Annotated in this window: 11 protein-coding genes and 1 pseudogene; 9 read left to right on the top strand and 3 right to left on the bottom strand. The window is 52.2% G+C overall.

Annotated elements, in window-relative coordinates:
• Positions 1–25 precede the first annotated feature (25 nt).
• The 4 genes from JK211_RS07550 (at position 26) to JK211_RS07535 (ending at position 3,771) form a co-directional block, all read left to right on the top strand.
• Complete coding sequence (locus tag JK211_RS07550; protein ID WP_212708069.1) at positions 26–643, top strand: YfgM family protein; 618 nt, start codon at positions 26–28, stop codon at positions 641–643.
• Positions 644–662: 19 nt separating this feature from the next.
• Entirely contained in the window at positions 663–1,844 is a 1,182-nt protein-coding gene (gene bamB / locus JK211_RS07545) for an outer membrane protein assembly factor BamB (RefSeq protein WP_212708068.1), read from the top strand.
• A gap of 172 nt (positions 1,845–2,016) precedes the next feature.
• Positions 2,017–3,504: a ribosome biogenesis GTPase Der gene (der, locus tag JK211_RS07540; protein ID WP_212708067.1), complete on the top strand. Its 1,488-nt coding sequence runs from the start codon at positions 2,017–2,019 to the stop codon at positions 3,502–3,504.
• A 51-nt stretch (positions 3,505–3,555) separates the two neighbouring features.
• Positions 3,556–3,771 carry a zinc ribbon domain-containing protein gene (locus JK211_RS07535; protein ID WP_212708066.1) on the top strand — a complete coding sequence of 72 codons (216 nt, stop codon included), beginning with the start codon at positions 3,556–3,558 and terminating at the stop codon, positions 3,769–3,771.
• Here the strand turns inward: JK211_RS07535 and JK211_RS07530 are convergent.
• Positions 3,736–4,674, bottom strand: coding sequence for a GyrI-like domain-containing protein (locus JK211_RS07530; protein ID WP_212708065.1), 939 nt, complete (start codon positions 4,672–4,674; stop codon positions 3,736–3,738). The two genes, JK211_RS07535 and JK211_RS07530, sit on opposite strands and share 36 nt — an antisense overlap.
• 76 nt (positions 4,675–4,750) lie before the next feature.
• Complete coding sequence (gene xseA / locus JK211_RS07525; RefSeq protein ID WP_212708064.1) at positions 4,751–6,148, bottom strand: exodeoxyribonuclease VII large subunit; 1,398 nt, start codon at positions 6,146–6,148, stop codon at positions 4,751–4,753.
• A 159-nt stretch (positions 6,149–6,307) separates the two neighbouring features.
• Here xseA and guaB point away from each other — a divergent pair, with 159 nt between their 5' ends.
• From guaB to JK211_RS07510, 3 genes and pseudogenes are all read left to right on the top strand, one after another.
• Entirely contained in the window at positions 6,308–7,774 is a 1,467-nt protein-coding gene (guaB, locus tag JK211_RS07520) for an IMP dehydrogenase (RefSeq protein WP_212708063.1), read from the top strand.
• A gap of 66 nt (positions 7,775–7,840) precedes the next feature.
• Positions 7,841–9,421: a glutamine-hydrolyzing GMP synthase gene (guaA, locus tag JK211_RS07515; RefSeq protein ID WP_212708062.1), complete on the top strand. Its 1,581-nt coding sequence runs from the start codon at positions 7,841–7,843 to the stop codon at positions 9,419–9,421.
• 206 nt (positions 9,422–9,627) lie between these two features.
• A pseudogene (locus JK211_RS07510) lies at positions 9,628–10,201 on the top strand (IS3 family transposase); the annotation flags it as partial.
• 42 nt (positions 10,202–10,243) lie between these two features.
• On the opposite strand, the gene JK211_RS07505 reads toward JK211_RS07510, so the two are convergent.
• Positions 10,244–11,125, bottom strand: coding sequence for a LysR family transcriptional regulator (locus JK211_RS07505; RefSeq protein ID WP_212708061.1), 882 nt, complete (start codon positions 11,123–11,125; stop codon positions 10,244–10,246).
• A gap of 95 nt (positions 11,126–11,220) precedes the next feature.
• On the opposite strand from JK211_RS07505, the gene JK211_RS07500 reads away from it, so the two are divergent.
• Both JK211_RS07500 and JK211_RS07495 read left to right on the top strand, forming a co-directional pair.
• Positions 11,221–12,201: an aldo/keto reductase gene (locus JK211_RS07500; protein WP_212708060.1), complete on the top strand. Its 981-nt coding sequence runs from the start codon at positions 11,221–11,223 to the stop codon at positions 12,199–12,201.
• A 42-nt stretch (positions 12,202–12,243) separates the two neighbouring features.
• Positions 12,244–13,428 carry an MFS transporter gene (locus JK211_RS07495; RefSeq protein WP_212708059.1) on the top strand — a complete coding sequence of 395 codons (1,185 nt, stop codon included), beginning with the start codon at positions 12,244–12,246 and terminating at the stop codon, positions 13,426–13,428.
• Positions 13,429–13,827: the final 399 nt, after the last annotated feature.

The raw sequence follows: 13,827 nt of genomic DNA, 5'->3' as shown, positions 1-13,827 counted from the left end.
TAAGCTTTGACAGGAGTAGGATGGCGTGGAAGTTTACAGCACAGAACAGGAACAGACTAATGCTCTCAGACATTTCTTTACCAGTAATGGTAAGGCACTGGCAGCAGGATTAGTAATTGGTATCGCAGCCCTGGGTGGCTGGCGTTATTGGATGAGCCATCAGGAAAGTAATGCCCTGGAGAGTTCAGCCCGTTACCAGCAACTGTCTGAGGCAATGAACGCTGATAAACCGGAAACACTGGAAGCCGTTGCGGCTTTTGTTAATCAGACTCAGGGTTCTTACGGCGCATTAGCCGCTATGGACCTGGCGAAGATTTATGCAGACACAGGTCATCCTGATAAAGCGGCTGTGCAGTTACAGCAGGGCATTAAAGACAGCGATGATGCGAATCTTCAGGCGGTAATGCGCTTACGTCTGGCACGTTTGCAGTTGCAGCAGAATCAGGCTGATGATGCGCTAAAAACCCTCGACAGTATTAAAGGGGATAGCTGGACGGCTCTGTCTGCGGATATCCGCGGTGAGGCTTTGCTGAGCAAAGGCGATAAAGCCGGGGCCCGGGCAGCCTGGAGCAAAGGTATTGATTCTGATGCTTCACCTGCACTGAAACAAATGATGCAGATGAAATTAAATAATTTAAGCTAAGACGGTAAAGAGAGAGCGCATGGAATTACGTAAATACCTGCTGCCGGGACTGTTTTCGGTCACTTTGCTCAGCGGTTGTTCGCTATTCAGTGGCGAAGAAGATGTGGTGAAAATGTCGCCACTGCCTAAAGTGGAAAATCAGTTCACGCCGGTTCAGGTGTGGGATAAATCGGTAGGAGACGGGGTGGGTGATTTCTATTCCAACCTTCACCCTGCATGGCAGGACAATACAGTCTATGCTGCCGATCGTTTTGGTATTGTTGAAGCACTGGATGCCGATACCGGTAAGCAGAAATGGAAGGTTGACCTTTCCACCCGTACCGGATTCTTCTCTTCGAATATTTCGGCAATGCTGTCCGGGGGGATTACCGTTCAGGGTGGTCTGCTATACATCGGCAGTGAACACGGTGAAGTTTTTGCCCTGAATAGCAGTGACGGTTCAGTTGCATGGAAAGTGCCGGTTGCCGGTGAAGCTCTGTCGCACCCGGTGGTCAGCGACGGGCTGGTATTAATCCATACCAGCAATGGCATCCTGCAGGCCCTTGACCAGAATACCGGCGCCAGTAAATGGATGGTCAATCTGGATGTGCCGGCACTGTCGTTACGCGGTGAATCCGCGCCAGCGGTTGCTTTTGGTGGCGCGATTGTCGGTGGTGATAACGGCCGTGTCAGTGCGGTCATTATGAACCAGGGCCAGATGATTTGGCAGCAGCGTATTTCTCAGCCAGGCGGTGCAACCGAAATTGATCGCCTGAGTGATGTGGATGTAACGCCGGTTATTGTTAACGGGGTTGTTTACGCGCTGGCGTATAACGGTAACTTATCCGCGCTGGACTTGCGTTCAGGGCAAGTACTGTGGAAACGTGAAACCGGTGGCGTAAAAAATATTATTGTCGATAATGGCCGTATTTATCTGGTTGACCAGAACGATCGTGTCGATGCCGTCGCGACTGATGGTGGTGTTGCTATCTGGCGTCAAAGTGAATTACTGCACCGTAATCTGACTGCACCGGTACTGTATGACGGTTATCTGGTCGTTGGTGATGCAGAGGGCTATCTGCACTGGATCAATACTGCTGATGGCCGCTTTGTTGCTCAGCAGAAAGCAGACAGTTCCGGTTTCCAGACCAACCCTATTGTAGCCGGAGATAAGCTGATTATTCAGGCGAAAAAAGGTGAGGTTTACGCGTTTAAGCGCTGAGTAACGGTTAAAAATACGGTATAGAAATACCTGCTAATGACGGCTCCTGTGATACAGGGGCCGTTTCGTTTTTCTTCGACCTGAAGATTTTCTGCTGAATAGTCTGAACTCTGCATCAGGAATCGTTATAATCTCCGGATTCGGTCGAAATTTTTTGTAATGAGGCTTTATTATGGTACCTGTGGTCGCGCTTGTTGGACGCCCCAACGTAGGAAAATCCACTCTTTTTAACCGGTTAACGCGTACCCGCGATGCGCTTGTAGCGGATTTCCCTGGTCTGACACGTGATCGTAAGTACGGACGCGCAGAAGTTGAGGGCCAGGAATATATTGTTATTGATACCGGAGGTATCGATGGCATGGAAGAAGGCGTTGAAAACCGGATGGCTGCCCAGTCACTGATGGCCATCGAAGAGGCTGATATCGTCCTGTTCCTGGTCGATGCCCGCGCCGGGGTGATGCCTGCCGATGAACAGATTGCCCGGCATTTACGTACCCGTCAAAAACCTACCTTCCTGGTGGCGAACAAAACTGACGGCATGGACCCGGAGAATGCCGTACTTGATTTCTACTCACTGGGAATGGGGGATATTCATCCGATTGCTGCAACCCATGGCCGCGGTGTGCATAACCTGCTGGAAGCGGTACTTGAGCCGTGGATGGAAACCCCGGAAATTGAAACTCTGACGGAAGAGCAGGAAAATGCGGCATACTGGGCCGCCCTGGAAGCCGAAGAGAATGACACCATTCCGGAAGATGAAGAAGACGACTTTGATCCGACGACCCTGCCGATCAAACTGGCGATTGTCGGCCGTCCGAACGTCGGTAAATCAACCCTGACGAACCGTATTCTCGGCGAAGATCGGGTGGTGGTTTATGATATGCCGGGTACCACCCGCGACAGTATTTATATTCCGATGGAACGTGATGATCGTGAATATATATTGATTGATACTGCCGGAGTTCGTAAACGCGGTAAAGTGACTGATACGGTAGAAAAATTCTCGGTCATCAAAACATTACAGGCAATTGAAGATGCTAACGTTGTCCTGCTGGTGATTGATGCTCATGAAGGTATTTCAGATCAGGATCTTTCTCTGCTGGGCTTTATCCTTAACAGTGGCCGTTCGCTGGTTATTGTCGTCAATAAATGGGATGGTCTTTCTCAGGAAATCAAAGAGGAAGTTAAAGAAGCCCTCGACTACCGGTTAGGGTTTATTGATTTTGCCCGTGTTCACTTTATTTCTGCCCTGCATGGCAGTGGTGTAGGTAATCTGTTTGAGTCAATTACCGAAGCCTACGACAGTTCGACCCGCAGGGTAAATACTTCACTGCTGACCCGTGTGATGAATATGGCTGCAGACGATCACCAGCCGCCACTGGTTCGCGGACGACGTGTAAAACTGAAATATGCTCATGCCGGTGGGTATAACCCGCCGATTGTGGTGATCCACGGGAATCAGGTAAAAGACCTGCCGGATTCTTATAAACGTTATCTGATGAACTATTTCCGCCGTTCACTGAATGTTATGGGCACACCGATCCGTATTCAGTTTAAGGAAGGGGATAACCCGTATGCAGGTAAGCGTAATTTACTGACGCCGACCCAGCAGCGTAAACGTCAGCGTCTGATGTCACATCTGAAAAAGAATAAGCGTTAATTATCGGGAAAGAGGGCTGTTATGCCCTCTTTTTTGATCAGGAGAATACATATGGCTTTGTTATGTTGTCACTGTCAGTCAGAGCTCACCACACAGGGGGAAGCTCTGCACTGCCCACGCTGTGGTATTGACTTCCGCAAGGTTGCTTACTGTCCTGAATGCCGTACACCGCTGCAGGTACTGAAAGCCTGCGGCGCGGTCGACTTCTTTTGCCAGCAGCATGGCCTGCTGTCATCCAGTCGGGTGCTCTGGCTGGCTGAGGCGTAAGGCGGGGCCGGGTGGCTGCTCAGCACTGAGTGGCAGGTAAATATCCGTGATCAACTGATGCTCTGAAACCTGGTGTACAAAATTATGGTAGTGAAAATATAACGGGAAATCACGCAAGGTCTCCCCGCTGCCAGGCAGCCAGTCGCGATAGAGTGACTGCGCAATCCCGGTCAGCTGGTCGTGGGATCCCCGGTGCCGGACTACCGCACAGCGGCCGCCCGGGATGGTACTGTTCAGGACACCATAACTATTATCTTCGGGGATGGGGGCCGTCACCTCGCCGCAAATCTTAAAACGGAATCTCTGCGGGTCGCAGCATGCCGGATCATCCGGGGCAATACCAAATGTCCGGCTGCGGCTTACCGGCGATAAACCGGACGCTTTCCGCCAGGCAACAAACCGTGTCGCTGTTTCGTTAATTGCTTCCGGTGTTCCGCAGTGGGTCAGCATGGCTGTCTGTATATCCGCAACGCTAACAATCGTCACCTGTAACATGTTTTCTCTCCTCATCATCGGGGGGCGAGGCATACACTGATACCACCGCAGCCAGCCGGGCCGGTGACGAAATTCTCCGGGGGTCATTCCGAACACCTGTTTAAAGGCACGGCTGAATGATTCAGCATGTGTAAACCCCGTATCCAGCGCGATATCAGTGATTTTCTGGTAAGGATTAAATGCCAGCCGGTATGACGCATAACGCAGGCGCAGTAACTGAATATAGCGTCCGGGAGGGATCCCCGCATAGGCTGTAAACTGGCGGTGAAAATGGAAAGGCGAAGAACAGGCCACTTTGCTGAGGTTTTCCAGCAGCAGCGGCTCGCAAAGATGACTGTCGATATATTCCAGCACCCGGGTCAGGCGTTTATGGTAGTCAGTGGTATAACGTTGTTTGTCTGTCAGCATGGCATTTTCTCCTGTCGGTGGAGTATGCCGCGGGGCCAGGGGATTGTCCTGACCGATCTTGCTGAGTTAACCGCAGTTATGACTGACTGGCCGGACCGGAGGAAGGCTTACGCGTTTTTTTTGCCGGGCTGACCGGCATTGTTGCGGTGACCTCACTTTCCACCCAGCCATCGTTCAGACGGGTGCGAAGGGTATCACCGCGTTGTAACTGGCGGGTATTTTTGATGACATCACCGTTACTGCTGGTAGTAACACTGAACCCCCGTGCAAGGGTTGCCAGCGGGCTGGCACTTTCCAGCTGTACCGCCAGCGTGCCAAATCTCTGCCGGCTGCCATTAAGCTGTTTTTCCATCGCTTGCCTCAGCCGGTAGTGAACCAGACTCAGGTCCTGTGCCGCCTGATAAAGCAGTGGCTGTGGCTGGTGGCGTTGTAAACGCTGTGACAACTGTTCAAAGCGCAGGTTGTGTTTCTGTAACTGCTGCTGTAACGCCGCCTGCAGCTGACGCTGCTGTTGCAGTAACAGGTTTTGTTGTCTTGTCAGACGTAATTGCGGATGTTGCTGATGAAGGCGGTGCTGTAACTGACTGAAACTACGCTGACGACGGGCCAGATAGTAATCCATCGCCATTTCCATCTGCTGTTGTGCTGACAGCAGCTGGCGAAGCAGTTCTGTCTGATTACGGCTAATCAGCTCTGCAGCGGCTGACGGCGTCGGTGCCCGCAGGTCAGCGACAAAATCACAGATAGTGATATCGGTTTCGTGGCCTACGGCGCTGACGACCGGTAATCTGCTGGCAAATATGGCTCTGGCAACCCGCTCGTCATTAAAACACCATAAATCTTCAAGGGAACCGCCACCGCGTCCGACAATTAATATGTCGCACTCATTACGCTGGTTTGCCAGTTCAATCGCCCGGACTATCGCCGGTACGGCCTCATTACCCTGCACGGCAGTGGGGTAAATAATCACCGGTAATGAGGGATCCCTGCGGCGCAGTACCTGCAGGATATCGTGCAGAGCGGCACCGGTCGCCGACGTAATTACCCCGACCTGACGGGCAGGTGAGGGCAACGGCTGTTTATACTCCGCGGCAAACAAGCCTTCCGCCTGCAGGCGGCTTTTCAGCTCGGTGAACTGCTGTTGCAGCAGACCTTCACCCGCCGGCTGCATACTCTCGACAATCAGCTGATAATCACCACGCGGGTCATACAGGGTAACCGAGGCGCGAACCAGGACCTGTTGTCCGTTCTGCGGACGAAATGAGACCCGCTGATTACTGCTGCGGAACATGGCACTGCGCACCTGAGCATTGTCATCTTTCAGGGTAAAGTACCAGTGCCCTGACGATGGCCGGGTAAAGTTGGATATCTCGGCTGTCAGCCAGATACGCCCCATTTCATGCTCCAGCAATTTGCGGACCGTTGTATTCAGGCGGCTGACAGAGAAAATTGTGGCGTTTTCGTCGTGCAACATGTGATGAAGATCAAATAATAAATCAGCGGGTTAATCAACCGATACTACAGTGACGTGAATAAGTATCAAGACTTTTTTATAAAAAAAGCTGGAGGCAAGCGTCCTGCCCCTGTATAATTCCGCTGCAATATTTTATCACTCCCAGGCCGAGATATTGCTATGCTAAGAATCATTAAAGAAGCCCTCACGTTTGACGATGTTTTACTCGTTCCTGCACACTCTACCGTCCTGCCGAACACCGCAGAACTTGGTACCCGACTGACAAAAAATATCCGTCTGAATATCCCGATGGTTTCCGCTGCCATGGATACCGTGACTGAAGCCCGTCTGGCGATTGCGCTGGCACAGGAAGGTGGTCTGGGCTTTATTCATAAGAATATGACCATTGAACGTCAGGCTGAAGAAGTTCGTAAGGTGAAGAAGTATGAAAGTGGCGTGGTCGTTGATCCGCAAACTGTACTGCCTTCCACCACGCTGCTTGAAGTTAAACGTCTGACTGAAGCGAATGGTTTTGCCGGTTATCCTGTCGTCAATGTCGATAAGCAACTGGTCGGCATCATTACCGGTCGTGATGTGCGTTTTGTGACCGATCTGAATCAGCCGGTTTCTGCGGTCATGACTCCGAAAGAGCGTCTGGTTACTGTTAAAGAAAACGACTCTCGTGAAGTGGTTCTGCAAAAGATGCACGAAAAGCGTATCGAAAAAGCGCTGGTGGTTGACGATGCGTTCCATCTGCAGGGTATGATCACGGTAAAAGACTTCCAGAAAGCCGAACGTAAGCCTAATGCCTGTAAAGACAGTCATGGCCGCCTGCGGGTGGGTGCCGCGGTGGGTGCCGGTGCCGGTAATGAAGAACGTGTTGATGCGCTGGTGGCTGCCGGTGTTGATGTGCTGTTGATTGACTCTTCCCACGGCCATTCTGAAGGTGTATTACAGCGTATTCGTAATACCCGCGAAAAATACCCTGACCTGGAAATCATTGGCGGTAACGTGGCTACGGCAGCAGGGGCTAAAGCTCTGGCCGATGCCGGTGTCAGCGCGGTTAAAGTCGGTATTGGTCCTGGCTCTATCTGTACTACCCGTATTGTGACCGGGGTCGGTGTTCCGCAGATCAGTGCGGTATCGGATGCGGTGGATGCACTGGAAGGTACCGGTATTCCTGTGATTGCTGACGGCGGGATCCGTTTCTCTGGTGATATCGCCAAAGCGATTGCTGCCGGTGCATCCTGTGTGATGGTCGGTTCAATGCTGGCAGGGACCGACGAGTCTCCGGGAGAAATTGAACTGTATCAGGGCCGTTCGTTCAAGTCTTACCGTGGTATGGGTTCACTGGGTGCGATGTCTAAAGGTTCTTCTGATCGTTACTTCCAGTCGGATAATGCGGCGGATAAACTGGTTCCTGAAGGCATTGAAGGCCGTGTGGCTTATAAAGGCCATCTGAAAGCGATCATTCATCAGCAGATGGGTGGCCTGCGGTCATGTATGGGCCTGACCGGTTGTCAGACAATTGATGAACTGCGTACCAGGGCTGAATTTGTACGTATCAGTGGTGCCGGGATTTCTGAAAGTCACGTACATGATGTGACTATTACCAAAGAAGCACCGAACTACCGTACCGGATCTTAATTTCTTTCTGTTTCCCGCGCCTGGCTGATCGCCGGGCGCTCTGTAATTTTTGCCTGGAACACTGTAATGACGACGGAAAATATTCATAAACATCGTATCCTGATCCTTGATTTCGGATCTCAGTACACTCAGCTGGTGGCACGTCGTGTGCGTGAGCTGGGCGTATACTGTGAGCTGTGGGCCTGGGATGTCACCGAAGAACAAATCCGCCAGTTTAACCCTAACGGCATTATCCTTTCCGGGGGGCCGGAAAGTACCACCGAACAAAACAGCCCGCGTGCTCCTGAGTATGTATTTACTGCCGGTGTTCCGGTTCTGGGTGTTTGTTATGGTATGCAAACCATGGCAATGCAGTTGGGGGGGCAGGTTCAGGGCTCGTCTGAGCGTGAATTTGGTTTTGCTCAGGTTGAAATTACCTCAGACAGTGCGCTGGTGAAGGGGATTCAGGATAGCCTGAACCAGGCGGGTGCGCCGCTGCTGGATGTCTGGATGAGTCACGGCGATAAAGTGACTGCGATCCCTGATGACTTTGTCACGGTAGCCAGTACCGAAACCTGTCCGTTTGCCATTATGGCGAATGAAGAAAAACGTTTTTATGGCGTACAGTTTCACCCGGAAGTTACCCATACCCGTCAGGGCCAGGAGCTGCTGAAACGCTTTGTCCTGGATATTTGTCAGTGCGAAGCCCTGTGGACGCCGGCTAAAATCATCGATGATGCTGTGGCCCGCCTCAGTGAACAGGTAGGGGATGACCATGTGATCCTTGGTCTGTCAGGCGGTGTTGATTCTTCTGTGACTGCCCTGTTACTGCACCGTGCTATCGGCTCACGTCTGACCTGTGTATTTGTCGATAATGGTCTGTTACGTCTGAACGAAGCTGAGCAGGTGATGGAAATGTTCGGTGACCAGTTCGGGCTGAACATTGTACATGTCAATGCCGAAAACCGTTTCCTGGATGCACTGGCAGGTATTGATGAGCCTGAAGCGAAACGTAAAACTATCGGCCGCGTATTTGTTGAAGTTTTCGACGAAGAAGCGCTGAAACTGAATAACGTGAAATGGCTGGCTCAGGGGACTATCTACCCGGATGTTATTGAATCAGCGGCCTCTGCTACCGGTAAAGCGCATGTGATTAAGTCACACCACAATGTGGGCGGCTTGCCGAAAGAAATGAAGATGGGTCTGGTTGAGCCACTGAAAGAGCTGTTTAAAGATGAAGTGCGCAAAATCGGTCTCGAACTGGGTCTGCCGTACGATATGCTGTACCGTCATCCGTTCCCGGGACCTGGTCTGGGTGTCCGTGTACTGGGTGAAGTGAAAAAAGAGTACTGTGATCTGCTGCGCCGTGCCGATGCTATCTTTATTGAAGAACTGCACAAAGCTGATCTGTATAACAAAGTCAGCCAGGCCTTTACTGTATTCCTGCCGGTACGTTCGGTCGGTGTGATGGGTGATGGCCGTAAGTACGACTGGGTGGTATCTCTGCGTGCTGTCGAAACTATCGACTTTATGACAGCTCACTGGGCACACCTGCCGTATGATTTCCTCGGCCGTGTATCTAACCGCATCATCAATGAAGTCGATGGTATTTCGCGTGTCGTATACGATATCAGCGGTAAACCACCGGCCACCATTGAGTGGGAATGATTTCGCGTCTGGCAACAGCCTGCACGTAAAAGCAGTAAAGTACCTCTAAGCCCGCGTCACTGCGGGCTTTTTTGTGTCTGGCAGCGATTAGTAACGGGAAGTGATCCTACCCGCGTAATATCGGTAAGTTTCAAGGTCGTTGTCTGACCTTACACGCAATAGTGGGCATACGATTAAGTGAGTAAACTTTCAGCCAGAGGTGACTCATGGCAAAAGCGACATCAACCAGCAAGAAGCCCCGTAAACAAACACACACCTGAATTCCTCGATGCAGCCCGGCGTGGCTGCTGCCCGCCAGCTCAGTCTTTACGAATCGCAGTTCTGTACCCGGCGCAGTAAGTAACAGCAACAAATCACTTCTTCAGAAGGTGAAAATGAACTGGCCGCAAAAAATGCCCGGTTAAAGCGGCAACGGACAGAACGGGATGAGGAACTGGCTATTCTCCAAAAGACCGCGACAGACTTCGCGAAGCGCCTGAAATGAAGGCTGTCTTTTATTGAAAAATATCAGTCTGAGTTCAGCATCAAGGCTATGTGCCGGGTCCAGGTATCGCCTGCAGCGGCGGGTATGCCTGGTTCAAACGCCGTTACCAGGTCAGCCTGCGTCAGCCGTTCCGCCTTAACTGCGATAATGCTGTTCGCAGGGCGTTCAGTGCGGCAAAACAACAATATGGTGCGCCGCGTCTTGCAGCCGAACTGCCGGAATATAACGTGAAAACCATCGCCGTCAGCCAGCATCGTCAGGGACTGAGGGCAAAAGCCAGCCGGGAGTTCAGTCCGGGCCTTGCTGTCACTTCTGGCAGAGCAGTGAGTAAAATTACGTCAGGGTAACAGTAACTGATGTTTTACTTCATCAAACAGTTCAATCAGATGATCAGCTACCACTCTTACCCGCCGGGAACCGGCAAGATCTGAATGCATCACCAGCCACAAGACCTGATCAACACCGATATCCGGGTCAACACAACGCAAATTGTGCTGCCGTGCCATAAAATGCGGCAGTACTCCGAAACCCAGGCCTGCGCTGACGGCTGAGACCTGAGAGGTCAGGGTATTTGCTGCCACACGGCAGGGTTTACCGCGTAGTTTACGCGTTACCCATTGTGCCGCGGGCAGATGCTGGTGAGAGTCTCCCCATGAAATATAGTGTGTCTCATCCGGCGGCGTATTAGCCGCACCTGTCAGGTAACTGTCAGCCGCGTAAACACCGAAACCCACTGTTCCGAGCCGTTTCAATGTAAGGTGACCGGCTTCCGGCTTCACCATACGGATTGCTAAATCAGCATCCCGCCGGTGAAGATTGACTGACTGTACACCACTGAGCACTTCCAGCCGCAGGCCGGGGTAGCGCCCGAGTAAATCTGCCAGTGATGGCATCACGAAATGGCTGGCAAGATTATCTGAAGTTGCCAGTCTGACCATTCCGGCAACATTTTCCTGCAACTTTGCATGCTCAGCAAGCGCCATGCCCGCATATTCCAGAGCTTCTGCACGTTCAAGCAGCGCTTCCCCGTCATCTGTTAAGCGATATCCGCTCTGGTGACGGCTGAAAAGTGGCACAGAGAGTGACCTCTCAAGTCGTTCAAGGCGACGCGAAATAGTGGCAATCCCGATATTCATTGTTTCAGCGGCCGCACTCAGAGTGCCAGCCCGGGCGACGGCCAGAAAGATCCGGATATCGTCCCAGTGAAAAGAAGTAGTCATTGTCTTTTTCCGTTAATGGAAACCAGCTATCCAGTTTCTGCTCTGTTTTATCATTTCAGGAAGGATGATACTGCACTCCCGATAAGGAGAGCACAATGAAATTACGACATTTAAATTCAGGACTGACGGTCACGGCCATGGGACTCGGCTGCATGGGGATGAGTGAATTTTATGGGCCACGGAATGATCAGGCGTCGATGCGGGTATTGGATTATGCGGTTTCTGAGGGGATTAACTTTCTGGATACATCAGATACTTATGGGCCATGGCATAACGAAATGCTAATTGGTGAGTTTATTCGTACCCGTAAGCCTGATATCCGACTGGCGACTAAATTTGGCATTGTTCGTCAGCCCGGAGAATACCGGCGCAGGTTGTGTAATAGCCCGCAGTATGCGCGACAGAGTTGTGAAGCATCCCTTAAACGTCTCGGTGTCGATCACATTGATCTTTACTACGTGCATCGCATCGATCCCCGTACACCGATTGAGGAAACTATGCAGGGGCTGGCGACACTGGTGGCAGAAGGAAAGATTGGACAGATTGGCTTATGCGAAGTCAGCGCTGAAACCCTGAGGCGAGCTCATGCCGTGCACCCGGTCGCTGCTGTACAGACCGAATATTCACTGTGGAGCCGCGAGGCTGAACACAGTGTATTGCCGTTGTGTAAAGCTCTCGGTATTGGTTTTGTCGCGTATTCACCACTCGGCCGCGGCTTTCTGACCGGCAGATTTCAGCATCAGCCGGTGCCCGATAAGGATTTTCGCAGTCAGTTACCCCGTTTCCAGCCCGGGAACCTGGCGAAGAACCACTCTCTGGTAGCGCTGATCAGCTCGCTTGCGGAAAGCAAACAATGCACCCCCTCACAGATAGCTCTGGCCTGGTTACTGCATCAGGGGGAGAACATTGTACCTATTCCGGGTACCTGTAATCCGCAACATCTGAGTGAAAACATCACTGCGCTTGATATACAACTGACGGTTTCCGAATTAACCGGACTGACGACCGCGCTTGAGGCTATTCCGATCGCCGGAGAGCGTTATACCGCAGAAGGGATGAAAGGAATCAATGCCTGAAATGCAACCGATTCGTTTCTCTGAGGTTTTTGAAGGTAATTTATGAATAATGAAATAGTTTTATCTGCCGGCCCGCGAGCGGTACGTGGCTGGCTGGCAGTTATTGCTTTGGGGATCAGCGCTTTTACTATTGTTACAAGCGAACTGGCACCGGTAGGGATGCTGGGAATGTTAGCCACCGGACTGCATCAGAGTGAGGCCGGGGCCGGGCTGGCAGTAACAGCCTATGGCTGGACGGGGGCGCTGGCAGCTCTGTTTTCAGCCTGGATGCCAGCCCGGTTTCCCCGTAAACCGTTACTGGTTCTCCTGATGCTGATACTGGCCGTGTCCTCATTTCTGGTAGCACATTCTCAGACAATGGGAGAATTTATTTCTGCGCGCATAGCCGGAGCCATTGCACACGGCGCGTTCTGGGCGGTCATAGGTAGCATCGTCGGCCAACTGGTGACTACCGAACAGCTCGGGCTGGCAACATCGGTGATTTTTGGCGGAGTGTCAGCCGCCAGTGTACTTGGCGTGCCGCTGGTCAGTGTAATGGCGGGTTCAGAGGGCTGGCGCTATGCTTTCAGCGCTATTTCTCTGTTATCACTGATCACGGCTTTCGCCCTGGTCTGGACACTGCCTCCGTTATCGTCACCACCCGCAGTGCAATTCAATCTATGGCGCGGACTGTTCAGAAATCCGCAACTCCCTGCATTATACGTGGCGACAGCGGTAATTATCAGCGCCCATTTTGCCGCATTCACCTATATTCAGCTTTTACTGACCGGTATTCAGGGAGTGCCGGACTCTTCCGTTTCAGCGTTACTGCTGGCTTCAGGGCTTGCCGGACTGACAGGAAATGTTATTGCCGGGAAGCTGATTGACCGTCATCTAAAAACACTAATTGCTGGCGGTTTACTGGTCTGTGCCTCAGCACTGATACTGCTGGGGATAAAATTCATTGTGCCATTGCCTGTGGCTGGTGTCACACTGTTGCTGGTACTGTGGGGCGCTGCTGTTGCCATAATCTTTGTCGGCTTACAGACATGGGTACTGCAGAGTGCCGGAGAGGCTGTACAGCCTGCGTCGGCACTTTATGTGGCAATTTTCAACGGTGCCATCGGTGGCGGAGCACTGGCTGGCGGGCAGCTACTGGCCTTCAGAGGTGTACAGGGAACAGCGTTTTTCTCTGCAGCCCTGTTGCTGACGGGGATGCTGATGGTCTTACGGCTGAAAAAGCCTTAGTCAGGGATAACAAATATCACAGGGCGCGGCCCTTAATCATCCGTGCCGGGGCATTACCTTTTACCTCTGAATGACGGTTCCCCGTGTGAACGTCCGGCTCTGAGCATCTTCCTTCCGCCATCAGAGGCGGAGTCTCAGCAGCCGCACTGCGGCGGACGGGTTAAGGCCCGGGGGCGCGGGCCTTAACAATCCGTGCCCGGGGCATTACCTTTTACCTCTGAATAGCGGTTCCCCGTGTAAATGTCTGGCTCTGTGCATCTTCCTTCCGCCATCAGTGGCGGAGTTTCAGCAGCCGCGCTGCGGCGGACGGGTTAAGGCCCGAGGGCGCGGGCCTTAACAATCCACGCCTTCGCGCAGTCCTCGCTGTTCCTTCGCTTATCGCTCCGTCTTTCCGGACCG

This window comes from Tatumella sp. JGM130 (assembly GCF_018257525.1).
Taxonomy (GTDB): Bacteria; Pseudomonadota; Gammaproteobacteria; order Enterobacterales; family Enterobacteriaceae; genus Tatumella; species Tatumella punctata.
This window is presented reverse-complemented; position numbering and strand designations above follow the sequence as displayed.